34 protein-coding genes are annotated in these 26,320 nt (G+C 38.2%); 15 read left to right on the top strand and 19 right to left on the bottom strand.

The window, feature by feature from the left end; translation table 11 throughout:
* Positions 1-132 precede the first annotated feature (132 nt).
* Positions 133-1,467: a DNA primase large subunit PriL gene (gene priL / locus QZU81_RS00520; RefSeq protein WP_295588892.1), complete on the top strand. Its 1,335-nt coding sequence runs from the start codon at positions 133-135 to the stop codon at positions 1,465-1,467.
* On the opposite strand, the gene QZU81_RS00515 is transcribed toward priL, so the two are convergent.
* Positions 1,461-1,976, bottom strand: a complete 516-nt coding sequence (locus QZU81_RS00515; RefSeq protein ID WP_295588890.1) for a hypothetical protein — start codon at positions 1,974-1,976, stop codon at positions 1,461-1,463. The genes priL and QZU81_RS00515 overlap by 7 nt on opposite strands.
* A 168-nt stretch (positions 1,977-2,144) precedes the next feature.
* On the opposite strand from QZU81_RS00515, the gene QZU81_RS00510 reads away from it, so the two are divergent.
* Positions 2,145-2,726, top strand: coding sequence for an N-acetyltransferase (locus QZU81_RS00510; RefSeq protein ID WP_295588888.1), 582 nt, complete (start codon positions 2,145-2,147; stop codon positions 2,724-2,726).
* A 5-nt stretch (positions 2,727-2,731) separates the two neighbouring features.
* Here the strand turns inward: QZU81_RS00510 and QZU81_RS00505 are convergent, their stop codons facing one another.
* Complete coding sequence (locus QZU81_RS00505) at positions 2,732-2,872, bottom strand: hypothetical protein (RefSeq protein ID WP_292851758.1); 141 nt, start codon at positions 2,870-2,872, stop codon at positions 2,732-2,734.
* 243 nt (positions 2,873-3,115) lie between these two features.
* Here QZU81_RS00505 and priS point away from each other — a divergent pair, with 243 nt between their 5' ends.
* Entirely contained in the window at positions 3,116-4,093 is a 978-nt protein-coding gene (priS, locus tag QZU81_RS00500) for a DNA primase catalytic subunit PriS (RefSeq protein WP_295588885.1), read from the top strand.
* A gap of 1 nt (position 4,094) precedes the next feature.
* Entirely contained in the window at positions 4,095-4,352 is a 258-nt protein-coding gene (locus QZU81_RS00495; RefSeq protein ID WP_292851751.1) for a hypothetical protein, read from the top strand.
* Here QZU81_RS00495 and QZU81_RS00490 read toward each other — a convergent pair whose 3' ends face one another.
* Both QZU81_RS00490 and cofH read right to left on the bottom strand, forming a co-directional pair.
* Positions 4,353-4,937, bottom strand: a complete 585-nt coding sequence (locus tag QZU81_RS00490) for a thymidylate kinase (RefSeq protein ID WP_292851748.1) — start codon at positions 4,935-4,937, stop codon at positions 4,353-4,355.
* A gap of 14 nt (positions 4,938-4,951) precedes the next feature.
* Complete coding sequence (gene cofH / locus QZU81_RS00485; protein WP_292825858.1) at positions 4,952-6,070, bottom strand: 5-amino-6-(D-ribitylamino)uracil--L-tyrosine 4-hydroxyphenyl transferase CofH; 1,119 nt, start codon at positions 6,068-6,070, stop codon at positions 4,952-4,954.
* A gap of 185 nt (positions 6,071-6,255) precedes the next feature.
* Between cofH and comD the strand changes: the two genes are divergently transcribed.
* The 4 genes from comD (at position 6,256) to QZU81_RS00465 (ending at position 8,750) form a co-directional block, all read left to right on the top strand.
* Positions 6,256-6,747 (top strand): sulfopyruvate decarboxylase subunit alpha, encoded by a 492-nt coding sequence (gene comD, locus QZU81_RS00480; RefSeq protein ID WP_295588883.1) that lies wholly within the window; start codon positions 6,256-6,258, stop codon positions 6,745-6,747.
* A 4-nt stretch (positions 6,748-6,751) separates the two neighbouring features.
* Positions 6,752-7,288, top strand: a complete 537-nt coding sequence (gene comE / locus QZU81_RS00475; protein ID WP_292851739.1) for a sulfopyruvate decarboxylase subunit beta — start codon at positions 6,752-6,754, stop codon at positions 7,286-7,288.
* A 105-nt stretch (positions 7,289-7,393) separates the two neighbouring features.
* Complete coding sequence (locus tag QZU81_RS00470; protein ID WP_295588881.1) at positions 7,394-7,654, top strand: MarR family transcriptional regulator; 261 nt, start codon at positions 7,394-7,396, stop codon at positions 7,652-7,654.
* A 457-nt stretch (positions 7,655-8,111) separates the two neighbouring features.
* Complete coding sequence (locus QZU81_RS00465) at positions 8,112-8,750, top strand: hypothetical protein (protein ID WP_295588879.1); 639 nt, start codon at positions 8,112-8,114, stop codon at positions 8,748-8,750.
* A 48-nt stretch (positions 8,751-8,798) separates the two neighbouring features.
* On the opposite strand, the gene hdrA is transcribed toward QZU81_RS00465, so the two are convergent.
* The 7 genes from hdrA to QZU81_RS00430 all read right to left on the bottom strand — a co-directional run bounded on the left by hdrA (position 8,799) and on the right by QZU81_RS00430 (position 16,131).
* Positions 8,799-11,108 (bottom strand): ferredoxin:CoB-CoM heterodisulfide reductase subunit HdrA, encoded by a 2,310-nt coding sequence (gene hdrA, locus QZU81_RS00460; protein ID WP_295588877.1) that lies wholly within the window; start codon positions 11,106-11,108, stop codon positions 8,799-8,801.
* Complete coding sequence (gene hdrB, locus QZU81_RS00455; protein ID WP_295588876.1) at positions 11,105-12,046, bottom strand: ferredoxin:CoB-CoM heterodisulfide reductase subunit HdrB; 942 nt, start codon at positions 12,044-12,046, stop codon at positions 11,105-11,107. The genes hdrA and hdrB overlap by 4 nt, the downstream gene beginning before the upstream one ends.
* Positions 12,043-12,636 (bottom strand): ferredoxin:CoB-CoM heterodisulfide reductase subunit HdrC, encoded by a 594-nt coding sequence (gene hdrC, locus QZU81_RS00450; protein ID WP_295588874.1) that lies wholly within the window; start codon positions 12,634-12,636, stop codon positions 12,043-12,045. Before hdrC ends, hdrB begins: the two co-directional genes overlap by 4 nt.
* Before the next feature lie 8 nt (positions 12,637-12,644).
* Complete coding sequence (locus QZU81_RS00445; protein ID WP_295588872.1) at positions 12,645-13,898, bottom strand: methanogenesis marker 16 metalloprotein; 1,254 nt, start codon at positions 13,896-13,898, stop codon at positions 12,645-12,647.
* An 11-nt stretch (positions 13,899-13,909) separates the two neighbouring features.
* A complete protein-coding gene (comA, locus tag QZU81_RS00440) occupies positions 13,910-14,680 on the bottom strand; it encodes a phosphosulfolactate synthase (RefSeq protein ID WP_295588870.1) in 771 nt (256 codons plus the stop codon).
* A 151-nt stretch (positions 14,681-14,831) separates the two neighbouring features.
* Positions 14,832-15,119, bottom strand: a complete 288-nt coding sequence (locus QZU81_RS00435) for a UPF0058 family protein (protein ID WP_292825885.1) — start codon at positions 15,117-15,119, stop codon at positions 14,832-14,834.
* Between the two features lie 283 nt (positions 15,120-15,402).
* Positions 15,403-16,131, bottom strand: a complete 729-nt coding sequence (locus tag QZU81_RS00430; RefSeq protein ID WP_295588868.1) for a UPF0280 family protein — start codon at positions 16,129-16,131, stop codon at positions 15,403-15,405.
* Between the two features lie 35 nt (positions 16,132-16,166).
* Between QZU81_RS00430 and QZU81_RS00425 the strand changes: the two genes are divergently transcribed.
* The 4 genes from QZU81_RS00425 to QZU81_RS00410 all read left to right on the top strand — a co-directional run bounded on the left by QZU81_RS00425 (position 16,167) and on the right by QZU81_RS00410 (position 19,874).
* A complete protein-coding gene (locus tag QZU81_RS00425; protein ID WP_292851720.1) occupies positions 16,167-17,543 on the top strand; it encodes a 2,3-diphosphoglycerate synthetase in 1,377 nt (458 codons plus the stop codon).
* Between the two features lie 79 nt (positions 17,544-17,622).
* Complete coding sequence (gene mtxX, locus QZU81_RS00420; RefSeq protein WP_295588865.1) at positions 17,623-18,339, top strand: methanogenesis marker protein Mmp4/MtxX; 717 nt, start codon at positions 17,623-17,625, stop codon at positions 18,337-18,339.
* 9 nt (positions 18,340-18,348) lie between these two features.
* The gene (uppS, locus tag QZU81_RS00415) at positions 18,349-19,113 is read left to right on the top strand and encodes a polyprenyl diphosphate synthase (protein WP_295588863.1); all 765 of its coding nucleotides are present in this window, start codon (positions 18,349-18,351) and stop codon (positions 19,111-19,113) included.
* Positions 19,113-19,874, top strand: a complete 762-nt coding sequence (locus tag QZU81_RS00410) for a TatD family hydrolase (RefSeq protein ID WP_295588861.1) — start codon at positions 19,113-19,115, stop codon at positions 19,872-19,874. Before uppS ends, QZU81_RS00410 begins: the two co-directional genes overlap by 1 nt.
* Here QZU81_RS00410 and QZU81_RS00405 read toward each other — a convergent pair.
* From QZU81_RS00405 to QZU81_RS00390, 4 genes are all read right to left on the bottom strand, one after another.
* Positions 19,871-20,239, bottom strand: a complete 369-nt coding sequence (locus QZU81_RS00405; RefSeq protein ID WP_295588859.1) for a hypothetical protein — start codon at positions 20,237-20,239, stop codon at positions 19,871-19,873. The genes QZU81_RS00410 and QZU81_RS00405 overlap by 4 nt on opposite strands.
* Positions 20,240-20,524, bottom strand: coding sequence for a hypothetical protein (locus QZU81_RS00400; RefSeq protein ID WP_295588857.1), 285 nt, complete (start codon positions 20,522-20,524; stop codon positions 20,240-20,242). It abuts the gene before it with no gap.
* A 151-nt stretch (positions 20,525-20,675) separates the two neighbouring features.
* Entirely contained in the window at positions 20,676-21,152 is a 477-nt protein-coding gene (locus QZU81_RS00395) for a hypothetical protein (RefSeq protein WP_295588855.1), read from the bottom strand.
* Positions 21,153-21,169: 17 nt separating this feature from the next.
* Positions 21,170-21,562 carry a hypothetical protein gene (locus tag QZU81_RS00390; RefSeq protein ID WP_295588853.1) on the bottom strand — a complete coding sequence of 131 codons (393 nt, stop codon included), beginning with the start codon at positions 21,560-21,562 and terminating at the stop codon, positions 21,170-21,172.
* 97 nt (positions 21,563-21,659) lie between these two features.
* Here QZU81_RS00390 and cobM point away from each other — a divergent pair, with 97 nt between their 5' ends.
* Positions 21,660-22,412 (top strand): precorrin-4 C(11)-methyltransferase, encoded by a 753-nt coding sequence (gene cobM / locus QZU81_RS00385; RefSeq protein WP_292825914.1) that lies wholly within the window; start codon positions 21,660-21,662, stop codon positions 22,410-22,412.
* Between the two features lie 253 nt (positions 22,413-22,665).
* Here cobM and QZU81_RS00380 read toward each other — a convergent pair whose 3' ends face one another.
* From QZU81_RS00380 to QZU81_RS00370, 3 genes are all read right to left on the bottom strand, one after another.
* Positions 22,666-23,043 (bottom strand): hypothetical protein, encoded by a 378-nt coding sequence (locus tag QZU81_RS00380; protein ID WP_295588851.1) that lies wholly within the window; start codon positions 23,041-23,043, stop codon positions 22,666-22,668.
* Positions 23,044-23,097: 54 nt separating this feature from the next.
* Complete coding sequence (locus QZU81_RS00375; RefSeq protein WP_295588850.1) at positions 23,098-23,223, bottom strand: hypothetical protein; 126 nt, start codon at positions 23,221-23,223, stop codon at positions 23,098-23,100.
* A 72-nt stretch (positions 23,224-23,295) separates the two neighbouring features.
* Positions 23,296-24,096, bottom strand: coding sequence for a hypothetical protein (locus tag QZU81_RS00370; protein WP_295588849.1), 801 nt, complete (start codon positions 24,094-24,096; stop codon positions 23,296-23,298).
* 400 nt (positions 24,097-24,496) lie between these two features.
* Between QZU81_RS00370 and QZU81_RS00365 the strand changes: the two genes are divergently transcribed.
* Positions 24,497-24,940, top strand: a complete 444-nt coding sequence (locus QZU81_RS00365) for a hypothetical protein (protein WP_295588848.1) — start codon at positions 24,497-24,499, stop codon at positions 24,938-24,940.
* A gap of 219 nt (positions 24,941-25,159) precedes the next feature.
* Here the strand turns inward: QZU81_RS00365 and QZU81_RS00360 are convergent, their stop codons facing one another.
* Positions 25,160-25,612 carry a hypothetical protein gene (locus tag QZU81_RS00360; RefSeq protein ID WP_295588846.1) on the bottom strand — a complete coding sequence of 151 codons (453 nt, stop codon included), beginning with the start codon at positions 25,610-25,612 and terminating at the stop codon, positions 25,160-25,162.
* A gap of 145 nt (positions 25,613-25,757) precedes the next feature.
* Between QZU81_RS00360 and QZU81_RS00355 the strand changes: the two genes are divergently transcribed.
* Positions 25,758-26,282, top strand: coding sequence for a macro domain-containing protein (locus tag QZU81_RS00355; protein ID WP_295588844.1), 525 nt, complete (start codon positions 25,758-25,760; stop codon positions 26,280-26,282).
* Positions 26,283-26,320: the final 38 nt, after the last annotated feature.

The following is a 26,320-nucleotide window of genomic DNA, read 5'->3' as shown; positions in this document are numbered from 1 at the left end:
ACATTATATAATTATATCATTAATATATAATAAAGTATTATTTTTAACGGTGTTATAATCCCATGAACTGAAATAAAAATTGTTTTTGAAAATGAGCAATCTATTTAAAATATGAAATAAAAAGTAAAAATCATGTCTGAAGTTTCTTATATAAACCCATTATCCGACGAAGGAAGAGGAATAATCAGAAAATACGGGGATTTGAATCAGATATTTGATGAAGACGAATACCTGATAGACATCTGCACCCACACCACAAACCAGAAGATTTCAGATGACTCCCTGATTCCGAAATCCTACCACGATCTGGCCATCAAGCGCATTCAATGGGCAATAGAGAAAAAGAACAACACCAATTTCAGGCAATCAGAATTCGAATACATGACAAACAGCGACCTCTTCCAGCAGGACGTCGTGACATTCCACATCCTATGCCAGGCGATTGCAATCCAGTTCAACCTAGGATCACGCGAAACAAGGCTTTTCATCGAATCACAGGGAGCGCTTATTCTGGAAAGGCTTGCAAAGATACCTCCAATGGCAAGGGCAGACATAATCGATGAAGTGCTTGATGAGGTAAAGACAGACGGCTCAATAAAATGGAAATCCCTCAGGGAAGTTGTAGCAACCAAAAAGCTGAAGCTGACAGAACTGCTAATCGATGACGGAGACATCATCCTTCAGCAGGACGACTTTCTGGAAAGATTCAGTGGAGAATTCCACGACAGAAACCCCGACAGGATGTACAACATACTGATTGGAGACAGCGTCAAAGAACAGATTCTCTCCAGACTCATCATGCAGAAGACCGAAGAGTACATCCAAAGAATCAAGGAAATGTCCCAAAGAATTGAAATCCATCCGGCAATAATCAGGATTGGTGAAGAGCTTAAGGATTTCATACCTGAAGAGATAAGCAAATACAACCAGTACTATGCCGGAAGCGGAGGAATCTACGGTTCAGTTCAGGCCGGGAAACTAAATCCAGATGCTTTCCCGCCATGCATAAAGGCAACAGTTGAAGGCGTGTCCTCAGGCGGACGTAACGATGCAATCGTGCTTCTTTTGACATCATTCGCATCATATGCAAGGCTCTATCCGAGAATATTTGCATCAGACGAGACAATCAAGGTATCTGATATGGACCCTGATTTGTCAATTACCGAAAATGAGATTCTGCCGCTGATTTTTGACGCCGCAGACAACTGTACACCGCCTCTGTTTGAAGACCAGCCGCAGGAAAAAATCAACATCATATCAAAGCTGGGCTTCGGAATGCACGAAAGGGTTGACATAAACCATGAAGGCGAAACCAAATGGTACACACCTATGAGCTGCGAAAAAATAAAGATACACCTGCCTAACCTGTGCCATCCCGACAAGTCATGCAAAGGAATCAACAATCCATTGTCCTGCTACGGACGCAAGAAATATCAGCTGGACAACGCCCAGGACAGCAATCAATAGCTGTTTTGCGAAAACATGAAAGGATTGTGGTCCTCATATATTGCATCATAATACTTGTTTAAAATAGCTGTTTCCCACATGTTATAATTGGCCTGCTCTTTCTTTTCAAAGTTATATGCCAAAAGACCAATTTTTCTTTTATCCTCATCAATTCCATTAATTTCACAGAATTCTGTTATTATGTCCGGGATATATTCGCAGGGGTCGCTGCTGCTGAACTCCAGAAACTCCTCATATTCCTTTTCAGAAAAGAATTCCTCTTCATCTATCGGATCCTCGTGGGATTCTATTGTAAAAAGTTCAATGTAGATGTCATCGGCCAATGGCAGCTGGTTGAATTCTATTCCAAGACCTGACACCCTGCCCGTTTCCAGGTTCAGAATAGTATGGCCTGTTCTGATGCCCGCCATCCAGTTTTCATAGGCCGGCTTTACAATGTCTTCAGGTGTTAATCCGGACAGGATTACCTTTAAGTGTTCGACCCCAATAACTTCAACTATTTCTTCCATAAATTTATATTTTTCAATATTAAGTAATAAGCTTATTGAATATAAAATAACAACTATAAATCAATTTTTTAATAATATAACAATTTTTAATTGTTAAAAATCAAAAATAATAAATAATCTTTAGTATAAATAAAAATAAAAGGAAATGAATACTAAAAAGATGATAAAATGGATATAGAATACATTAAAAATAATTATAAATTTGAAACATTAACTGAAAAACATGACTTAAGTAAATTTAAATGTGATTCTAAAGATTTAAATGAATTTTTAAGAAAAGATGCATTAAATCAACAAAAAGAAAAATTAAATATTACAAAATTAATGATTTGTGATAATGAAATAATTGGATTTGTTACTTTACTTACTGATTCATTAAAATTAAAAGTTGTTAGAGATGAAAATATTAAGGAACTAATTAAAAATGAGCTAAACATATCCGAAAAAAACAACATTGCATCAGTGAAAATCGGAAGATATGCAATAGATAGCAAATATTCAAATAAAGGTTTAGGCTCATTTATATTACGAAATATAATAGACAATATTAATGATTTATCCAAAAGAGATGTGGGAATACGTTTTATAATTGTTGAAGGTTATGCAAAAGCATATTATTTTTATGTAGATAAAATGGGTTTTATTAACTTAAAAAAAGATGATAAAATTCTTAAAAATATAGATTTCATCACCAAAAAAGACCCTGAAAGAACATTTTTTCTATACCTTGATTTAAAAGCAATAAACTGATACATCTAAAAAGGAACTTTCCTTTGGTTTTTTATTTTCTGAGCTAACTCTTTCTGTTTTTCAGTAGGAGGTTCTTTCATCCTTTTTAAAACAACAACAGCATCCTTTTCATATAAAGTGGGTGTTTCACCTATTGGCTTTGCCATAAAAAATCACCTCATTATTTGATTTAAATATAGTTTAGTATCTAATGGTTAATAAATTTAATAGATAATATTAAAGCAATTTTAAAATATGAACTAAATATTTCAATTTAAAAGAAATAAATCTATATAAATCTAATTTTTCAAAAAATAAAGTAAAAACATGATTTTAAATTGTGCAAAAACATACATGCGCAAATGCACAATTACCTTAAAAATAAATACTTTAAAAATAAACCTATAATCATGTTTTCTAAAGCTACACTTAAAGAGCGAAGACAATACTATCGTGAGGAATGGGACCCTAAAGACTTGCCTGACTTCATAGCTACCGACATAAAGAAAAGGGAGTTCGGTTTTGACCATAACGGCAGAGGCCCTAACGATAGGTATAAAGTCTTTAAAGGAACAGAATCTTTAAGGAAATTCCTAAGATACAAGGCTCCTTTTGCGGCATATATCTCTGTAGCATTCTATAACAATCCCAGAAGAAGGGAAGACTGGCTGAAGGCCGAATACATTTTCGATGTGGATGCAAAGGACATTCCGATAAGGTCCTGCCAATGCGACGGAGTGTGCGAAGTCTGCCTTGGAGAAGCTTTAGAAATCGTTAATTCTTTAATTGATACTTTACAGTCCGATTTGGGCTTGAAAAATATTCATCTAATCTATTCAGGAAGAGGATATCACATAAGGATTCTTGATGAGGAAATGATGCTTGCAAGCAGCGAGCTCAGATCAGAGGTTCTGAAATATGTTGCAGGAGCTGAAGTTCCAAAATCCCAATTCATTAACTCAGAAATCTCTAACCAAAGCTTTAACTTCGAGCACTTCACAATTCCTGTGGGATATTCAAGGATATTTACCGACAAGGTCAAGTTCAACATCCAGCACCTGGTCGGGAACGAAAAGATTGATGGAATCAACCCAAAGCTGATGAAGGACATTATGGCTTCAAGACACCATCTTGAAAATGACAACTGGGGCTATTTCAAAAGGGACATCGGTCCAAGACGCTATAAGAATCTTGTTGAAGCCATGGCACGCGTCAATCTTGCAACAATAGATGCGAAGGTGACAATAGACTTGAAAAGGATTTTAAGACTCCCTTCATCACTGCATTCAAAGGTAAGCATGAAATGCATGGAAGTCAAAAACAGGGAAACCTTCGATCCTTTCGACAAGGCGGTTCCGAAATTCGTTTATGAAAGAAAAGGTGTTTAATATGGATGATGTTTTAAGGGGAGTATTGAGAAACAACCAATATTTTGAAGAGATTAACCAGGACAGGTTCGTTCCTGCATTTTTGGGACTGATAGTCAATGGCGTGGTCATCTATCACGTTAACTGGATTGACATTGTCGATGAGGAGATTGTCTTCATGCACAAGGACATACAGACCCATCCGATAGCTTCACTATTTTTAAAGAATCTCAATTCATTAATGATTATAACCAACGACGGAATAAAAGAAGTATTATAGTCATCCGATAAGCTTGTCCGTTTCAAGGCAAATCTTTTTAATCTTTTCGGAAATGACTTCGGGAGAATCATCGCCGGGTATTACGTTCCAGTTGTATGTGAACTTCTGTGATTTCAAGCGATTTTCCCTTAAGGATTCTATGTTTTCAAACATTTCAGTGTCTTCATTACGAGACCCTATTCTTCTCAGGGACTCTTCAGGGCTGACATCCAAAAAGAACATGCAGTCTGATGTCGGAAGAACGAAAGATACTATCTTATAGACAATCGTATTGATGCCGTCCGGAAGATACATTACGGCCAGGATATACCTTGAAAAAATCAGTACGTCAACATCGTCATTGCGGGCATACTTGACGACAGACCTGATGGCGTCAAGCCCGAAATAGATGGTTGCCTTCAGATGATTAATCTTTCCGGTCTTCAAAAGTGCTGCTTTTGATTTTCTGCCAAACTTATTGTCTGAGCATGGGTGGGACCTGATAACGACATTGCGGCCTTGCTTTTCATACATTTCGGCAATCATTCTAACTTGCGTATCCTTACCTGACCCGTCCAAACCGTCTATGACAATAAATTTTTTCATTCAAACACCAAAAATCATTCGATAGGATAGAACTCAGTGTATGTGGAATTTCTTTCAATTGGGTTTCTTCCCAAATCCTTGACCATTTTGCTTAATGTGCTGATTGATGCTTCAACACCGTCCGGTGCTCCTGAAGCTTCAGACAATTCATCTCCTCCCAATGTTCCTCCTAAATCATTGGTTCCTGCCATGAGGGAAACCTGTGCGAATCTGAATCCCATCTTTACCCATGAAACCTGAATGTTTGGAATCAAATCCCTAAGCATCAGTCTTGATACGGCATAGAGCTTCAGGTCCTGTGTTCCGGTAGCTCCAAGATCGGACTGGCCTTCCAAAAAGATTGGGGAGTATTCATGCATGAATGTCATTGGAATGAATTCCGTAAAACCACCTGTATCCTCTTGTATCCTTCTTATAATGTCGATGTGCTCTACCCTTTCCTCTAAAGTTTCAACATGCCCGTACATTATTGTTGCAGAACCTGGAATTCCTACTTCCTGGGCTGTCTTGACTATATCAATCCATTCTGCCACACTTACCTTTTCGGGACATATTATCTCCCTTGACCTGTCTGTGAGAATTTCGGCAGCTGTTCCCGGCAGTGTGTCAAGACCTGCTTTTTTAAGTATTTCAAAACCTTCCGCAATATCAATTCCTGAAACCCTACATGCATCCCTGACCATTGTCGGTGAAAAACCGTGTATTGCAACATCAGGATGATTGTCTTTCAGCAATGTAAGCAGATGCTCATAATATTCAATGTCGGCATCCTTTAAAACGCCGCCCATCAATGTGAATTCCCGAGCGCCGTTTTCAACAGCCCCTTTGGCCTTCTCCAGAATCTGTTCGTCATTCAGGATGTAGGCTTCAGGGTCATCGGCATCCTTTCCGAATGCACAGAATCCGCATCTGACTGTACATATATTTGTAAAGTTGATATTACAGTTATTAATGAATGTCACGTTGTCTCCAACGATTTTCTGTCTTAGATAGTCTGCAGTTGATAGTAAAGGGAAAAATTCCGCTCCCCTAATATTCATTAAATGATTAGCTTCCTCAACAGTGATTGATTCATCAAGGGATTTTGTTAAAATCCTTTCTGTTTTAGAAGAAATTGGTAGTTCATCAAACATGATTTTATATTAGTTATAAGATAAATAAAAAGGTTACTATTAATCTTATTGAATGTATTAAAATGTGGATTAACCAAATCAAAAATATGAATGTAATATTCACAATAATAAAATATCAGTAAATTAAATAGCTTTTTATAATAATTTCTACATATTAAAATAATATAATTAATTGAAGTGATATGATGGACAGTAGCGAAGCAGTTTTTGACGGGCTCAAGGATGCTGGAATAGACCTCATCGTCAGCGTTCCCTGCGTAAACCTGTCAAAAATATTGAACATGATTGATGAGGATGAAGACATTATCCATATTCCCGTTACACGCGAAGAGGAAGGCATCGGAATATGTGCCGGAGCATATCTTGGAGGCAAAAAGCCTGCAATCCTTATGCAGAATTCAGGGCTTGGAAATTCAATCAATGCATTGAAATCCCTCACCGAACTGTATGAAATGCCTCTTCTCATGATAATGAGCCACAGGGGAACCGAAGGGGAAAACATATGCGGACAGGTGCCTATGGGCGAGTCAACACCACTCATATTGGAAGCCATGGACTTTCAGTTCTTTAAGCCTGGAACTCCTGAAGGGGCATATGAGGATATCCTGAACGCATGGGACTTGTCTGTTGAAGAGGGAAAACCCGTAAGCGTACTTTTAGAAATCAAATACTGGTGATAAAATGGTTAGAAGGGAAGCTATTGTGGATATAATGAGATGCATAGACGACGAACTGGTCGTCTGCAATATAGGATTTCCGTCAAGGGAACTCTATGATATTGAAGACAGGGAAAGGAACTTTTACATGATCGGATCAATGGGATTGGCTTCATCAATCGGTTTGGGCCTTGCGCTTGCAAAGCCTGATGAGGATGTTGTCGTGATTGACGGGGACGGTTCACTCCTTATGAATATGGGCTCGCTCGTCACAGTATTTGCAAACAATCCAAAAAATCTGACATGGATTGTAATAGACAACGGAGCCTACGGCTCAACCGGCAATCAGGATACCTATGCGCAGGTGCTTGATTTGGTTGACGTTGCAAGAGGTGTCGGATTCGAAAACAGCTACAGATTTGAAGAAGTTGACTTGAAGGAAATCATAAAAAGCGATGAGGCAAGCTTCATAGTATATGAGACAGGTCCTGGAAATTCAAAAGCGCCAATCATAGATTTGGACCCTGTTGAAATAAGGGACAGGTTCATGGATGCAATCTGATTTTGACTGTCGCTTCAGTTAATATGTTTAAATTATTATTAAAAAAATATAAAAGTACATAATAAGTATAAAAAGATTAGTTATTTAAGTTTAACAAATAGTAGTATGAAAAATAGTGAAATGTATAAGATTCTTGGATATGTCAAGGTATCTCCATACAGAACAAATACTCTAATAACAATCGGCAATGATTTGATGATGCCATCGGAAATTGCCAAAAAGCTTGACATCAACACCAGCCAAGTTTCATCCGCACTATCTGACCTGAAGGAAAAGAATCTTGTAGTCTGTGTAAATGAGGAAGTGAGAAAGGGAAGGCTCTACAAATGCACAGACCTTGGACTGGAGATAATTGAAAAGTTATAGCCAGTGCTTTTTTTTGAAAATTATAATTATTACTGATTTTCCAAAAATACCATCTATTTTTTATTAAATATCCATATTCACAAACTTAAAACAAAAATATAACATTGAATTTATTTATCATTAAAATAAAATTATATTACAGGATTATATGGATATACAATTAATATTCATAGTCCTGATTTTCATGATTCTTATATGCGAAATCTATCATCAATTGCTCAAAAAAGACTTATACATACCTATTTTGATGAAATGATTACTAAGGGTCATAGATTCAAGTCTTGATGATGTTCAGTTTTTGGAAACTTTAAAGAATTTGAAGTAGAATATTAAATGATAATAACTTATCCCATATGTGAATGAAAAAAATTAAAAGGAATTGTTTGATATGAACCATAAAATTTTAATAATAATATTAAGTCTAATTATAGTTTTATTAAGTATTTCCATAGGTGTTATGTTTTTAGACAATATGCATAATAATAATGGAATAAAATATGAAAATTATTCCGTGAATGGAACTGGAACAACAATTGAAATCCCTGTAAACTCTAAAATAGTGGAAAATAAAAAATTAATAAACATTACTAATGATGAGAATATTCATGTGCTGATTTACAAAAATACTGAGGAAAGCAAGACAGGATTAATGGATGCAAACACTGATATAATGGATGAAAAATTAAATAAAGAAACTAAAGAGTTAGTTCAAGTATTTTCTTATGATTCTGAAGCTAGAAATCATATAATTAACTCTATCAAATTTGGTAAAGCAATTAAAACTGATGAAAATAAAACAACAGAAACAACAACCCCCGAAGTGGACCATAGTAAAGACCCAGTTTACTGTGCAATCTGTGGAGCATATGTTGCAACAAAATATGAAATAGATCATGCTCCTGGTGCAGGGTATTTCATTGATCCTAATACCGGCAAAATAATCTGTGATAACTGTGCATCAAAACAAATTGAAGCCGAAAATGAAAATTATGAGAACTATGAAGTAGGTGAACAAGCAGATGGAAGTTACATAGACTTTGATGGGAATGTCTGGGAATCCTATGATGAATATCTATATGAAAATAATTTAGAATAAAATTAGATAGTTTAGAAATAAACTCTAAACTTTCTTTTTTTAAAGTAATTATGATTCAACTTCATCCAATTCCGCAATCTTTTCGTCGAAATCATTGAATTTGCGGGCAAGACCTGAGAAGTATGGGATATATACCTTTGAAAAGGTAATCCTTTCAGGATTCTGACCCATTTCAGAAATTCTGTCCTTAACCCTTTGGATTTTGCGTTCGACTTCATCATACATCAGGTCTCCAGGGAATTCACCGATGAATACGCCATCCGCACCGTTTTCAAGCGCATATCTTATGTGTTTTGGCCTTACACGATTGACTGAAATGACCTTGATGATGTGTATTGATTCCGGATATGACAGTCTGTTGACACCGATATTGTCGGCTGCAGTATATCCAATATTGTCCAGGAATACAAGAATCATGCGTTCGCCTTCCTGCTTTTTGGAAAGAACGCCCTTGATGGTGGACAATATCTTCTCATCTATGTTACCGTTGACGGTGATTGCCCTTTGGTTACATCCGACAAGACATTTGCCGCATCCGGTACAGCTCATTGGGTCAATGTAGACTTCATCTTCCTGAATGCTCATGGATTTGTATTTGCATCTGCTTACGCAGTCTCCGCAGACGATACATTTTTCATTGTCGATTTCGGCAATGAACGGCTCGATTTCAACACCGCCATAGTTGTATTCATTTACCTTTGCGGCCGCCGCTGTTGCCTGCATGATTGAGTCTGTGATGTCCTTTGGATCATGTGCTGTTCCGCAGACGAATATTCCCTGAACGTCAGTGGCAATAGGTTTGATTTTAGGATGTGACTCCTTGATGAATCCGTCCTCTGTTGTACCTACATTCAGTATTTCTGCAATCTCCTTTGTACCGTCTGACGGTTCCATTGCAGTTGACAGGACAACCATGTCCGCTTCGATTTCAACAAATTCCCCTTTAAGTGTATCTTCGGTTCTGACAATGAAGTTGTCTCCTTTCTTGACAACCTCCCCAGGACGTCCGCGCATGAACCTTACCTCATTTTCCTGAGTGTGCTTGTAGTATTTCTCAAACATTCCAGGTGTTCTGATATCAGTATAGCAAATCAGAACGTCAGTATCAGGGTATTTGTGCTTGATGATGTTGGCGTTCTTCAATGCCACTGTACAGCATATCTTGGAGCAGTATCTGTGTCCGTCAGGCTTTTCATCCCTAGATCCTACGCACTGTATCATCACGACACGTTTTGGAACTTCACCGTTCGCCTTTAACAGCTTGCCTTTTGTCGGTCCGTTTACGCCTGTGATACGGCCAAGCTCTGATTGTGTTATGACATCATCATAGCGTGTGTATCCGTATTCAGGCCTTTTTTCCATATCGAAGAGCTTATGGCCTGTTGCCACGATTATTGAGCCGACCTGAAGGAGTGTCTTTTCAGGCTTTCCCTTGAGCCTGATTGCCCTCATGCTGCACTGTCTGAAGCAGTCCCCGCACTTGTCGCAGTTGTCCATGTCGATAACGTATGCTTCGGGATATGACTGCCCGAATGGCCTGTAAATGGCTTTTCTTAATGAGAGATTATCGTTCCAGTCATTTGGAACTTCAACCTGACAGACTTCAGCGCATTTTCCACATGCAAGACACTTTTCAGTATCGACATATCTTGGGGATTTCTCTAAAATAAGGTTATATGTTCCTGCACGCCTTTCGGCTTCGATGACCTTGGTGTTTGTCATGACCTCGATGTTGTCGTTCCATACAAGCTCATTCAATATAGGGTTCAAAAGGCACATTCCGCACTCTTCGGCTATTTTGACCGGAGAAAATACCTTACCTATCTTTGCCATGTGCCCTCCGATTGAAGGGGACTGCTCTATGATGGTCACCTTTGTTCCCTGCTTTGCAAGGGACAGTGCTGCATTCATACCGGCTATTCCACCACCTATTACGGCTACCTCATCAGGAGTCTGGCAATAGATCGGATCCACTGCATCTGACTGCTTTACCTTTTCGATTGATGCATTTATTAGGGTAATGGCCTTGTGGGTTGCCTTTTTTCGGTCCGAATGCACCCATGAACACTGTTCCCTTATGTTAGCCATGTCCATCAGATAAGGGTTCAGAGGCTTTACATAGTCCTGGAATGTCTTCTCATGGCTTATCGGTGAGCATGCGGCAACCACGACCCTGTCCAGGTCATGGTCAAATATTGCATCACGGATTATCTTACGTCCATTAAGGGAACATAAGTTTTCAAACTGTCCCACAAACTCCACATCAAGTGAAGCCCTCACTTCATCCAAATCAACCACATCTGCAATGTTTCCTCCACATTCACATAAAAATACGCCAACTTTCAAATCATCCCTCATTGTTCAACCTCCTTCAACTCCTTAATAACAGAATCGATTGGTACAGTGTGAGCCTTAACACCGATTACCTTATCGAAGTCTCCCCCCATAGCCAGTGCTATGAACTGTGCTATGTTCAGGTGTATTGCTCTGAAATTTCTCCCTTCGCGTTCGCCGATCAGATGCTGATACCTGTCAAACTGTATATGGCAGTTCGGACACAAATGCACCATGATATCAACGTCCTCATCCGCAATTGCATTCATCTTATCGGCTGTTGCTGTAAAGGAAAGTTCAGGATTGGAATACCTTTGCCTGAAACCTGTTCCGCAGGTAGCCCTTTTATGGTCATACCATCCGATTGTCTTGCATCCGCACTCCTCAATAAGCTCATCGAGGATATTGGGATCCCTTACCCCACCGATGGTGTCCTCATAGTGCACCTTGCAGTAGTGGCATCCGTGGTGGGTTGCAATGGTATAACCGCTCAGGTCATACTTTATATGGTCCTTGATTTCATCCTTTTTGCCGTATAAAATATCCACAACATGGAAAATGTTTTCTGTCGGTTTCAGGTCATCCTTTTCATATTTAAGGTGTGATAATCCATTATCGTCAAATAGTTTGTTGATGTGCTCTCTCAAGTCATCCTTCTTGTTTAGAAGCTTGACTGATTTCTTGTTGATTGCATAGCATGTAGCGCACATCATCACAAGATTTGGCCTTCCGATTTCACGGGCAATCCTGAAGTTTCGAGCGCCTATTGCGGTTGTGTCAATCTGGTCGAATACGTCTGAGTAATGCCCGAGTCCTGTGCAGCAGGTCTGCTTTTCTGAAATCGCATAGTCTATTCCTAGCTTGTCGAATACGAATTTTGTTGATGCCTCCACTCCCGGATATTCAACGCTTACAAGGCAGCTTCTGAACAGAAGGATGTCCTTATCGGGAACTGATTTCATTTTTCACCCTCCTGAGCCTCTCTTATATTTTCAATTTTCTTCTTGAATCCTGTTATTGTAAGTATTGTGCTTACCTCATCGATGACATCCTTTGGTGGCATCAACGGAGGGTCCAGTTCAAGTTCGTTTCTGATTTCATCCAAATGCTGCCTGAAGTCCCACCATCCCGGAACGTCACGGTCAATGTCTGCGAAAAATATTTCCGGAATCGCTCCGATGGCTGCAGTGAAATATGAATCTGCAAATCCCATGTATTCATATAGCTTTTCATAGCCTATTCCGTTTTTGATTGCGAACTGCTTTAGAATCTGATTTACTTCGCATACGCTGTTTCCGACAGGGCATACGCTGTGGCAGGTATAGCAGTAAAAGCAGTTCCATATGCAGTCATCCTCAAGGATTGTAATGTCTCCCTCCAGGACCCTTTCAATAATGTCTCTGGGGTTATAGTCGGAATGCCTTGCTGCGGGGCATGTTGATGTGCACATTCCGCACTGCACACACTTTAGGACGCCTTCCTCCTTTGAATTTTTAACATCATGAATGATGTCCTCTGCAAAGTCGATTGGTGAATCGGTTATCTTCTGCATCATTTCACCTATAATTTAAACTCTTTATTTTGAATCATTTTCTTTAATTTCAATGACATCTTATTTGCCCTCAACCTGTCGGATTGGCGGCAAATGATTGGAACATCAACATCCTTTCCGTTGATATTTAAATCAACGCTTCCCGTATTCATGTCAAATGCGTCATTGCGGCAGTAGTTGGCGCACATTCCGCATCCGAAACAGTATGTGAGGTTCAGTCTTCCTCTTGAAAATGCATTTGTAGGACAGATTTCCTCAACCACACATTTATCGCATGCCCTACATTTTGAATCATCATATCTTGGCCTCAGGTCATGGTCTGCCCATAGCTTTCCATAATCAGTATTGTCCAGCGGCAGGTGACGTCCCTTGATGTCTGATACCGGAATGTCGACCATGTCATCGGTTACAAGCAGATTGTTGTAGATTTCCTCATTCAATACAGGTATTGGAATGGCTACGGTATCGTAGACCTCTCCTCCCTGGCCGGTTTTGAATCCTCCGATATAATATGGATCCATCTGTGTCAAATCAGCTGAAAGCATAAGGTTTGGCTTTTCTGTGCTTGACCTTGTTCCGTTTCCTAAAATATAGCCTTGAGCGCCATTCAAAAGAACCCGTCTTCCCTCTTTTATAACGTTTTGAGGCACGTCATTTTGAAGAGGGTTCAAATCGCCGCATCCTGAGAATGTCAATCCCCTCAGGTTTCCTTCAAGAGGTATTGCGGCAAATATTGATGCCACTTCCTCATTGTTAGGATTTGTGAATGCTGTGTAGTTCTTGAATGCCATACGGGCACCGACAATTTGGGCCCTTGTGACGTCAGCCATTGTAATCGTATTTTCTATTGTCTTTCCGTCTGCGCTTTCAACCCTTACGTCAATTTCATTTCCTTCAAGCAGGTCCTTGAGCAGGAATCCTCCTCCGTAATTCTCATCATGGATTGAATGTGCAGTTCCGTGCAGTATGACGTCGACTGAACCGAGCCATTCATTCGGACATGGTCCTGCATAGGCCGGAACGCCGTTTAGATATACTTCGTTTGCTCTTATGAATTCTCCAGGCTCTGAGACAATGAAGTTTAATATTGCTGCAGTTCCGCTCATTACGCCGCATGTTCCTGCAGTGACCACATCCACTTCATCGAAACTTGGAGCATCATCCGCCTTGATGAGCTTTTTGAATTCTTCTGCTGTGTATATATGGGCTTCGCCATCGTTGATTTTCTGATTTATTTCATCAATGCTGCGGTTTTTTGTCAATTGAATGCACCTTAAATCTTTCCTAATGTGTCTCCTCTCAAACCTCTTCTCAAGGTTTCAAGGGAAGTTATGTCATCGCTTGAGACATTACCTAAATTAACAGTGTTGCCGAATTTCAATATGAAGAATACCTGCTGGTCCTTGTTTGGAGCTTCCCATAGAATCTTTTTATTGTCTATCCTGTCTACAATTACATCGATTTCATCTTCCTTTGCATTTCCTGACTTGTCGAAGATGCCTATATTCTTTCCGCCTTCACGGGCTTCGACAATAATCAATGAGGAGCCTGCCTTCAATTCGTCATTCATCTGGGATATCCTTTCATCAAGGGTGAGTTCCCTGTCCAGGGTAGGGTCCTTTTTGCCCACTTCAGAAAGCACTTCAAAGCCTTCAAGCCTGGCCCTTTTGATGCAGTTCAGCTTGTCTTCATGGACTATGCTTGTGGAGCCGTCGGATATTTCAATGGCTGGAAAGCCCAAGCTGCGGGCTTCCTCGAAGAATTCCTCCAGCTTGTGATTCATGTAAGCCAGCTCGAAGAGTGTTCCTCCGGTATATGGGGTGATGTCATAGGACTTGTACATTTCAACCTTTGCCCTGATCATGTCCTGTTCATGGACTATGGATGTTCCCCATCCGAATTTGAGATAGTCGACATATTCTCCGGAGATATTCATCAGGCTTTCTGCAGTTTCAAGGCCCAAACCTTTGTCAAGAACCATTGTGATTCCGCAATCTCTCGGTTTGGATTCTCTTTTTTTGGATAAAAATTCAAATGATTTCAAGATATCACACGTGTTAATTTTTGGTTTTAAATATTAAATATGCAATTATAGTATTTAAACATTATTAACACTTTCCTTTTAAAAGCAAATAAAAGGCCGTTATGTAAAATCAAAAAAAGAATAACAATGATATAAAAAAAAGTAAAAAAAATTAGTGGGCATTTATTTCATTTTCAGATCTGGTGACTAAATCCGAAAGTGAATTGCGAACATTTTCAGGAATGGAATCGTTTTCCTTATCAGCAATCACCTGCGCAATTATTTTGCATAGGACAAATATCGCATGCTTATGTTCGGCTTTTGTCTTATGAATATGATGTGGGCTAATCTTAAGTGTAATGTATTCGCTGCAATCATTTGTAATCTGGTCGTCTTCTGCTAAATATTTTAAAACATATACTAAAAATTGATGTAATTGTATCATTTCGTCCTTATACATAGATATCTAACCCATTTATTAACTAAATAATTTCAGTTAGGTAAAATTAACTCCCCTTTTCTATACACTAATATTTAATAACTAATCATATTTAAATATTGCATTCAAATTGGCCTATTAATGGAATGCATTAATCAAAGTTTAAGGAATTTTAAAATATATTTTAATTAATTAAAACATTTTTGAGTAAATGCACAGAAATTGAAATGTCATTTTATACAATGAATGAAATCATGAATATTATTAAAAATATAATATAACGAATTTTCATATTTCAACTTTTTTATTCATCTTCAGGCTGGAAGTTCACATCAAAATCTGCGGTTTCGACAAGTTTGGGAATTCTGCCTATCGATCCGACATGCTCATCCGAAATAATGAGAACCCCATCGAAAAATTCCCTGTAGTTTTCGCAGCATTCCAATCCGTTTGAAATCTTATCCTCGCTTGCCTCACCACTGATTTCATTGGCGATTCTAGTTGCCAATCCGTCAGCTATGGAACATGAGCCTGAAATGACCGTGACGCTGTCCGCATCTCCAAAACTGATTGAATGGCCTATCCTTCCTGAAGAGCTGCAGATTCCAAGAGGCTTCCTTCTGGCCTTTATCTCAAAGGCAATGTCATTTCCCAAAACCGGATTGTTCGAATAGATTCCGCACAACACCTTAGTGTCATTGATGAGTGCGATGTCACCGCCGTTTTCTACAATAGAATATCTTGAGTCCATGCCCATCAGGTAATCCAGGGACATCTGTGAAATTGTGCCCGCAACGCATGCCATCGGGCCGACATCGGCAGCCCTTGACGAATCCGCCATGGTCCGGACAATCAAGGGAGAATCATCATCAACATCAACAGGTTCAAATGACAACTGGAAATCCTTGTTCTTCAATATATGGTTTTTCAAATCATTTCTGATGGAAAGGACAAATCTTTCCAGTCCGTGCCTCTCCAAATCTGTCGTAAGGCGAATGTGGGTTTCATCCAAATCAATCTTTGAGAAATTCATATGTTAATATATATCATTAAAACATATTAATTATCATGAAAGCCCTAAACAAGATGCTTTGTTTAGTTGATGGTGAACACTATCTGCCAGTCACTCAAGAAGCAATAGATACCCTGAACAATTTGGAACACATCGATGTAATTGGAGCCGTCTTTATCGGAGGAACAGAAAAGCTTAGGGACGATTCTGAAGACACATATTCAGAAAAGCTGGGAGTTCCTGTCCAGTTTGCAAAGGACAAGGACATCCCCTACGACATCATTGTCGAAATGATTCGAAAATATGATGCGGACACTGTCTTTGACCTAAGCGACGAGCCGATACTCGACTATTCGAAAAGATTCAGAATAGCCTGCAGGGTCCTGAATGAAGAGATAACCTATCAGGGTCCCGACTTCAAATTCGAACCTATATCACAATACGACATAATGGAAAAGCCGTCAATCACAATTCTCGGAACCGGAAAGAGAATTGGAAAAACAGCGGTTTCAGGATATGTATCAAGGCTCATCGACAGGAACGGCTATGAACCTTGCGTAATCGCAATGGGTAGGGGAGGACCTGAAGAGCCTGAAATCGTCCACGGGGAAAATCTTGAAATCAATGCGGAATTTCTCCTCGAGCAGTCAGAAAAAGGAGTCCATGCAGCAAGCGACCATTGGGAAGATGCCCTGATGAGCAGGATACTTACCATAGGCTGCAGGCGCTGCGGAGGAGGAATGGCAGGAGAAGTATTCCTCACCAACATGAAAAAGGGAGCCAGACTGGCCAATGGAGTCGATTCCAAATTCGTCATCTTTGAGGGAAGCGGAGCTGCGATACCTCCAATCAGGACAGACAAAAAAATTGCCCTTGTAGGTGCCAACCAGCCGATTGAAAACCTGACAACATTCTTCGGACCGTACAGGATAGCCCTTGGGGACCTTGTCATACTGACAATGTGCGAAGAGCCGATGTGCTCCGATGAAAAAATCAGGAAAATCGAGGAATTTGTGGATGAGGTCAATCCGGATGCAACCGTAATAGCAACAGTCTTCAGACCTAAGCCTTTGGATGACATATCCGGCAAGAAGGTGCTCTTTGCAACAACCGCACCTGAAGACGTAAAGGACAAGCTGGTGGATTATCTGGAGGAGAACTTCGGCTGTGAAGTCATAGGCACAACAGCACACCTATCAAACAGGCCGCTTCTTAGAGAAGACATGAAAAGATACATGGACAAGGCAGAAGTGATGCTTACTGAATTGAAAGCTGCGGCAGTTGATGTCGCCACAAAGGATGCGATAGCTGCAGGCCTTGAAGTCGTCTACTGCGACAACATTCCGGTGCCGATAAGCGGCTCATATCCCGACCTGTCCCAGTCAATCCTGAAACTTGTGGATTCGGCAATCGAAAACTTCAATGACAAATGAAAATGTTATTCGGGATAGCCCTGAATTATGCGAACAATAGAAAAATTAATTTATATATGAAAATACAAATTATAATCTAATGAAAACAATAGCTATTGGTGTTGGAGAAAACGAAAATATTATACAGGCTTGTCATATTTTTAAAGAAAAACACCCAAAAACAAACTTAAAACTAATATATCGTGACAAAGACTTAGTCAACGCTGTTTTAGATGATAAGATAGATGGAGTAGTGAGAGGATCCCTTCCGGCTTCCAACATTATGAAAGAACTGAAGGAAAGCTATCCCCGCATTTCAAGGGCGACTTTTGTCAGCGGAGATGAATTCGAATTCCTTTTGACCCCTGTTGGAATAGATGAAGGAGAGACTGTCGAAGAAAGATTCGAAATTGTTGAAAACTGCATCAGATTTTTAAAAAGACTAGATAAAACTCCTAAAATTGCTGTTCTTGCCGAAGGAAGAAAAGACGATTACGGCAGAGGCGATGAAGTAACAAAATCAATAATCGAAAGCAAAAAACTGACAAAACTCATTGAGGAGAACACTTCTGAAGAAGTCAAAAACTACTATATATTGGTTGAAAAAGCGATTCACGATAAATGCAACATCATTGTCGCTCCTAACGGAAGGGTCGGAAACATCATATTCAGAACATTGGTTCTGCTTAATTCCTGGCCAAGTTACGGAGCAGTAACCTTTGGAATGGACAAGATATACATCGATACAAGTAGGGACCAAAGCATTGAAGGTTATGTGCGCAGTCTTATTCTGGCCAATAGCTTGGATGATTTTTAAGTGATGAAAATGGCAGAAAACATACTTTACAGAATATATGAATGGTACATCTCAAGGGATTTGGTGCCTGAAAAAATGCCAAAGCATGTTGCTATAATCATGGATGGGAACAGAAGGTATTCTAAACTCCAAGGAAACATGGACGTTGTCAAGGGACATGAAATAGGAGTGGACACCTTGGAAAAGGTTTTGGACTGGAGTATCGACTTTGGAATTGAAATCATTACCGCTTACGCTTTTTCCACAGAAAATTTCAACAGGCCTCAGCATGAGGTTGAAGGACTGATGAATCTATTCGTTATCAATTTCAAGAAAATCGTCACCAATGAAAAGGTTCACAAGCATGAAGTTAAAATTAAAGTTGTCGGAAGAACAGAACTGCTTCCGGACAATGTAAAGGAAGCCATTAAGGAAGCAGAAGAAGCAACAGCCCACTATAACAAAAGACTTCTCAACTTAGCTATTGGATATGACGGCCGTCTGGAAATCATTGACTCATTCAAAAAGATTATCAAGGATGTGCAGGACGGGAAGATTTCCATTGACGATGTGGATGAGGACCTTGTAAGCAAAAACCTCTATACCGGAGGGCTTGATGACCCTAACCTCATCATAAGAACAAGCGGAGAAGAGCGCTTAAGCGGATTCCTGCTCTGGCAATCATCATACTCAGAATTATATTTCTGCGAAACCTTATGGCCTGAACTCAGAAAAGTTGATTTCATAAGGGCAATCAGATCATATCAAGCAAGAGACAGAAGGTTCGGTGCATAATGATAGACACACATTGCCATATTGATTTTGAAGACTTTGACGACGACCGTGAAGACGTCATCAAAAGGGCGAAAGACAAATTAGACCATGTTATTGTTTCAGGATACAGCAATGACAGCAACATGAAAGTGCTTCAGCTTTCAAAGGATTATGAGGATTTCATTTATCCCACTTTCGGATTCCACCCTGTAAGCTCACAGAATGCAACTGAAGAAGAGATTAAAACAGCACACGAAAATGTCGTCAAACATCTCGATGAAATCGTAGCTGTCGGTGAAGTCGGAATGGACTATTTTTATGTAACAGACAAGGCATTGCGCGAAAGGCAGCAGGAAATCTTTACAGGTTTTTTAAATCTTGCAAACGAATATGAAAAGCCGATTGTGATGCATGTGAGGGACTGTGAGAAAAAGGCAGTCAACATCATAGCAGATTATGACAACATCCCCTATTTCGTTTTCCATTGCTATGGGGGAAGCTTGAAGACCGCAAAAAGAATAAAAAATATGGGAAATGCCTACATGAGCTTTTCCACCATGCTATGCTATTCCCAAAAGCATCAGGATTTGATTAAAAAAATAGATTTGGATTATATTTTAACAGAAACTGACAGTCCATACCTTGCAATGACAAAAGAAGACAGGAATGAACCTGCAAATGTTGTAAATGCAGTTTATAAAATTGCAGAACTTAAGAACATGGACGTTGAGACTGTTGATGAAGTAACCACCAACAACGCCCGCAAAATCTTTAAAATCTAGTAATGCAACGTGAAATTAAGATTTATCAATACATCCTTATTTTCTTTAACGGCTTCGATTTCAAGTTCAAAATCCGTTAAGTCCTGCATGACCAAATTGATCAAATGCCAATCCAGCAGCGAATCATTTAAAAATATTGTGAACTGATTTCTATCGATGATGACCTTTTTTCTGCAGAATAGCTTGAATGCATAGAAATAGAGCTCTATTCTGAATATCAAATCCTCCTTATCACCGTTTCCATTGATAAAATACTCCTTCAAGTCTTCCTGAAGTATCTTTCCCTCATCGCCGACATCGGCCTTGAATGTTTCCATTTCCTTTAAGTCATCCATCAATTGCTTCTTTTCTTCATCGCTATACATCTAATCACACAAACTAAACCTTAATTTTATTAAATTATATGGATTGGGCATGAAAGTAACCTTAAACTTATCAAAAGCATCATCCAGCTTTCTAAGCAAGTCAAATTCCAAATCATCAGGAATTACATACAGGACAAATGAATCATCACAAATTTCAAAACCTATATCCTCAAACAAAGGCACCTTTAATTCGCTTATGAAAATGTACTTGTACATTATCAGCTGATAGTCATTGACGTCAATGCCACTTTTGATGATGTCAACCAATTCATCCTGCAGCTTCAAAGCTATTGCATCAAAAGTTTCTTCCGTGATTTTAATCCCTCATTCCATCAAATTTGTCCCTATCGTCAATAGGTGCGAATATTTCATCTAAAGACTTGTCTTTCAAAACAGTTTTTTCCATTTTCATTCAGACATCAATAATATTTTGGACTTAAACCCATTTAACATTAGCTGTTGTGTAGACATAATGGGGTGAAAAAACCGGATTGTACAGCCTGTTTGTTGATTTGGTTGAATTGAAGCTGACGGCAATTGACTTTCTCAAATCATAATTTATCCTGTCGCCTATCGAAACCAGATCTTCATTGTCGAACCTGTCCGAGGTTCTGGCATATACCTTGAACTGGATTCTTTTCTTGCCGTAGTTAGCATCCTCTCCAATGTCTGAATATGAAACGTTTATGATTTCAACCGAATAGGGATGCAGCAGATTGGTTTTCGAATTTGAATAGTCCCTAAAGGCATCAGCCGGATAGATTGCTCCTGAAGAGGATGATGCTCCTTCAATCGCCCCGCTTTTTGCGGCACTCATTGCAACGTTCAGCTCATTTTCTCCTGCAATGAACACGATTGAAATCATTGCTGCGGCTATCAGAATCCCGAAGAGAAAGAGAAGCTCCGCCGACATCTGGCCTCTGCCGTCCATCATGATATCACAATCCCATCACCTGTTTTTGTGATGCAGTAGCTTCGCCCGCTGATGAGCCTATATTTGGAATCTGCATTTGCAAGCGGAAGGAATGTTTCGCCCTTTTTGCCGTCGTATTCTATTGTCGCTTTTGATTTGTCTATTGTGATTTCAAAGTATCCCATATCGCCCGGTAGTTTCAAATTCTTCGAATATCCGACGCCGTTCGAATTCACCTGGCAAATCCTGTATGCGACATCATCCAGAATTATCCTGTGGGTTATGCTATCTTCAATATTGAAACTTGAACCAACTGTTGATTCGCTATAAAACAAAAGGCCGCAAGCAATAGTTATGATTATGAAGAATGCAAAAATGTATTCAACTGAAATAAAACCTTTATCATTCATATTTTTTAATTATTCTTGAAATTAATAAAGTTTTCTTAGATTAAAAGTCAAATTTGATACAAAATTATTAAATAATATTTGAAATAAAGAATTAATCATGAAAGGAAAAGTTATATTCATTGGTGCAGGTCCGGGAGATCCTGACTTAATAACCGTCAAAGGAAGAAAAGTTATTGAAGAGGCTGACGTAATCATCTATGCCGGTTCACTTGTAAACAAAGAGGTATTATGTCCTGCAAAGGAAGGGTGTGAAATTCACAACAGCGCATATCTCAATTTGGATGAAACCGATGCAATCATTACTGAAGCCGTTAATGAAGGCAAATTGGTTGCCCGTGTACACACAGGAGACCCTTCAATCTACGGAGCAATAGCCGAACAGATACGTGAGCTTAAAAAGCATGACATCGAATACGAAATCATTCCTGGAGTGAGCTCCCTATTCGGAACAGCAAGCGTATTGGAAGCTGAATTGACCCTGCCTGAAATCTCACAAAGCGTAATCATCACACGTCCTGAAGGAAGAACTCCTAAGCCTAGCGGCGAAAGTATTGCAAGTTTTTCAAAGCACCACGCAACAATGTGCATCTTTTTGGGAATTGGTATGATTGACAAGGTGGTTGATGAACTGCTTGAGGGCTATGAAGATACAACCCCAGTTGCAGTTGTCAAAAAGGCAACTTGGCCAGACCAGCAAATAATTAGAGGAACCCTCAAGGATATTGCAGAAAAAGTTAAAGATGCCAATATAACAAAGACTGCAATGATTGTAGTGGGAGATGTCCTAGACCCTGGCGACTTTAATGCATCCAAGCTATATGACAAAAACTTCAAACATGAATATCGTTAAATGAGGAAACCACCCTCATTTTTTTCATGATTGGACAATGTCCTCAAAAATCCCTGAAAAGAAGGTTGAAACTGTCTTCGACTGTATGATTTTTGAGGAAACCTACCTCCATTTAAGGGCATAAAAATGATGTCCTCACAACTTTTTTTGAAGAAGAATTTTTAAGTGTTTAATCGGTTAATATAAGGAAAAATAAGTGGTGTTTCTAACGAATGTTTTGAAAGAAATTATTCTAAACAAAAATAGTAAAAAATTAAGCACTATAATAGTAAGGTTCTTCTTGTTTCCATGTAGAATATGCTTGTTGATTTTTAATTAATTTAGAAAATTCAGGATGCTTTCTAAAGAAATCATCATAAACAGAAACATGTTCTTGCCAGGTAGTTCCAGCAGCACCTTGATCTAAAATTTGTTTGGTGTGAAATTCATTATCAATTAAATAGTCATGATTATCTAAAAAGGAGGATCTCAATTCATAGTCTGGTAAAAATAATTCTATATCTTTTGGAACATAATCCTCTAGATTGACAATTTCATCAGATATTTCATTTAAATAGTTTATATCTAACCAACATTCTATTTCAGGCATCTCTGACAATAATGAATCTAATTCTTCAATATAGTTAACCATGGAAAACCTCCTTCAATTTTATAGTTAAATATATGTAAATCAATCTATATAAAGTTATATCAAATCAATTTCAATAATCTGATTAACAGTGTCTACTTTTTTAGTTACATATTTTTGACCATCATTTAATAACCATTCATAGTTTCTAACGAATGTTTTGAAAGAAATTATTCTAAACATAGCTATGACCTATCGAAGAAGATAAAAAAAAATTAAAGGATTTTTACAATAGCGTTGAATAGAATAAGAATATTATTTCCGATTCATATCCTTAATTTTTCGTATATAAAGTATTGCTATTATAATTCCCGTTCCCCAGACAATAGCTTTTCTTGCAATGCCTTCAAATGACAAATCAAGATTGACATCACTTAAAAAGACTCTCCCGGCAGTAATGGAGAAAAGCAGCGCATAACATAATATCATCAAACAGGCATATGCCAAAAAGCCTTCTTTTCTTCTAACTTCAAAAAACAGGATCTTGTTCAATTTGTCCGGAATCAAAAGCAGTATCTGAAACATCAGTGTTATGATGAATAATGCGATTGCAAGGTTAAAATTTGAATTCAATAATTTATCCACATTCAAATAGCCATAAATGCCTAAAATTAAACTCAATAGCCCATAAATTGTTGGATGATATCCCAAAATGATTTCCTCACCTTCAACAGAACTGTCATCGTTAAAAACATCAGTCCTGAAAAATAAAGCTAAAAAGGGAAGTACGAATGCAAAAGCTATTAGGGAGGCTTTTGTTATGTTTTGCAGTATTAATCCTACAAATAGAATATTTATTATCAGTCCAGGAATTAGATAAGAAAGGGTTTTGGACATAATCTGATAGGTAGATCCCAACCTTATTTTGGAGTACCATCCGTATTTTTCCTCATATTCTTCAAAATAAATCAGCGGATAATCCAAACCGATGAAGAATACCCAAATCCCCAACAGCCACAATAATATCAAAGGTTCATGGGAAGTAATTAACATGTGCAATAACAGGCATGTGATAAAAATTAAAGGAATAAGAATGATGCCTATCCTCTCTTTCATTGACAAACTTCCAGGATCAGTCAGAATAAAATATTTGAAAAATTTAGAATCCCTTTTCATGATATCAGAAGCAATTATAATCTATAGAATAAAAGACATGTAACTTATTTTTATCAACATTAATTTATTAAGATACAATTTTATTTAAATTTTATGCAAACATCCAGTTTTGCTTTTAACGAAACTTTTTGAGGCAAATATTCAAAACTAAAAACCATCCATAAGATTACAATATCCTAAAATAACTCATCCATCACTTCCGCGCAATTAATAGAATACATAATGGCAAATAAACATTACATTAATAAAAATTTCATTTATTTCAATATTATTCAAAATATAAAATGATAAATATAATAATGTACATATTATCCATTAAATAATATTTAAGGGTACAATTATGAAAAAGAAATTTACATTAATACTGGTAATTGCAATAGCGGCAGTTATTGGGCTGTCTGCGGCATATGCAATAACTGAAAACAATACAACAAACAGCACAACACTATCTATTGAAACCAAATCACCCATGAAAGTTTCCGAAATGGTCAGCATAATACCGATTGAACCTTTCTTCAAAACCTATAATCATACTACTTTAAACTGGTTAAAGGAATTTGATTCAAATTATGTTATTTATACAACTGATGAGTATTACCTTGTAATGAATGCATCTGATGCAATTAAAATAAATGAAGATGTGACTACAGGCGTGTCAGTTTCAAACAATATAACCTGCAATGTACTGGAAAACAGGACATTTGGCAGCGGACTAAGCAATATCCTTCATATTGAGAATGTGGAAGTAATATCCACCGACATAGACCCAATTTTCTTTAGCTAATTAAATCAGATTAGGAAATCTTTCCTAATCAATCTTATTTTTATAAAATATCCTTAATTCATTAGAAATAGCCTTTCCAGATGAGATTTTCATCAAAAAAATAATGTGAAACTCGCAGATTTAAATTTTAAAAAAAAAGTTGTTGATCGGCAATCCCGCAAATTAAAGAATTTGAAATTGCCAACCAAGCCAGAATATGATAAATTAGAAACAAATCAGTTATGACTTGACTAAATCTATTACTGTTTTGTCCATATTTCTGTTATCATCCCATTTGTAGACATTATAGGTATGATTATTTTTAACAAACCAATAATGGACATTGTAAGGGTGTTCATCATTGCTGGATTTATATATGTCCACATTATCAATGTTCATGTTTGAAACTTTTATTGATTGATTCTGTGTTTTAAGGTAATCCTGATATCCCTTGATGTGTACATTGACGTCAGTTCCGTTTAATTCGGTTAAGTAAATCTCATTAGTACCATTGGACATGGAGACATGACCCAATTTATTGGGAGCACCTTGATGATATCCTTCAGGTGCCTTGAATTCAGTTGAACCTACCTTAATCACATCACCGCCAAATGATCCTCCGAAAAATAAGAAACCAGCAACGCAAGCAATGACCAGAACTGCCAAAATTGCAATTATGGAACTCCTATTCATGACCTATCCCTCCTTTTATTTTTAAATAAAATATGTATTAATTATATTTAGATTGAATAATTATTTAAATTTTATTGGATTTTAGATAAAAATGACTAAAAATAAATAATAGCTAACAAAAATGATTTAATAGGGACTGATTAAAATGAAAAGAAATATTGAAGTTAAAAAAATAGACATAACCGACCTTGACGTTGATGTGATTGTAAATGCCGCTAACAGCAGGCTTCATGAAGGCGGAGGAGTATGCGGAGCAATATTTCGAAAAGCAGGAGCAAACGAGCTTGCAGATGCCTGTTCCGAAATCGGACATTGTGAAACCGGGAATGCCGTAATCACCCCCGGATTTAATCTTAAGGCAAAATACATCATCCATGCAGTCGGGCCAATCTGGAGCGGCGGAGATAGCAATGAAGCGGAACTTCTGTCAAATGCCTATAGGCGCTCATTGGCCTTGGCTAAGGAAAACGGCTGCCATACAATTGGCTTTCCATTGATTTCATCAGGCATATACGGATACCCTAAAAGGCAGGCATGGCAAAAGGCTATTCAGGCATGCGATGATTTTATAAACGACAATCCAGATTATTCCATAAGAATCACCTTTGCCGTGATGAGTGACGGGTCCAAGGATATGGGTGAAAATGCATTGGATGAATTCTACGGATGAGCAAGAGGCTTCATTTTAAAAACAAACCTGTTTGAAAA

This window comes from uncultured Methanobrevibacter sp., from assembly GCF_902770715.1.
GTDB lineage: Archaea > Methanobacteriota > Methanobacteria > Methanobacteriales > Methanobacteriaceae > Methanocatella.
This window is presented reverse-complemented; position numbering and strand designations above follow the sequence as displayed.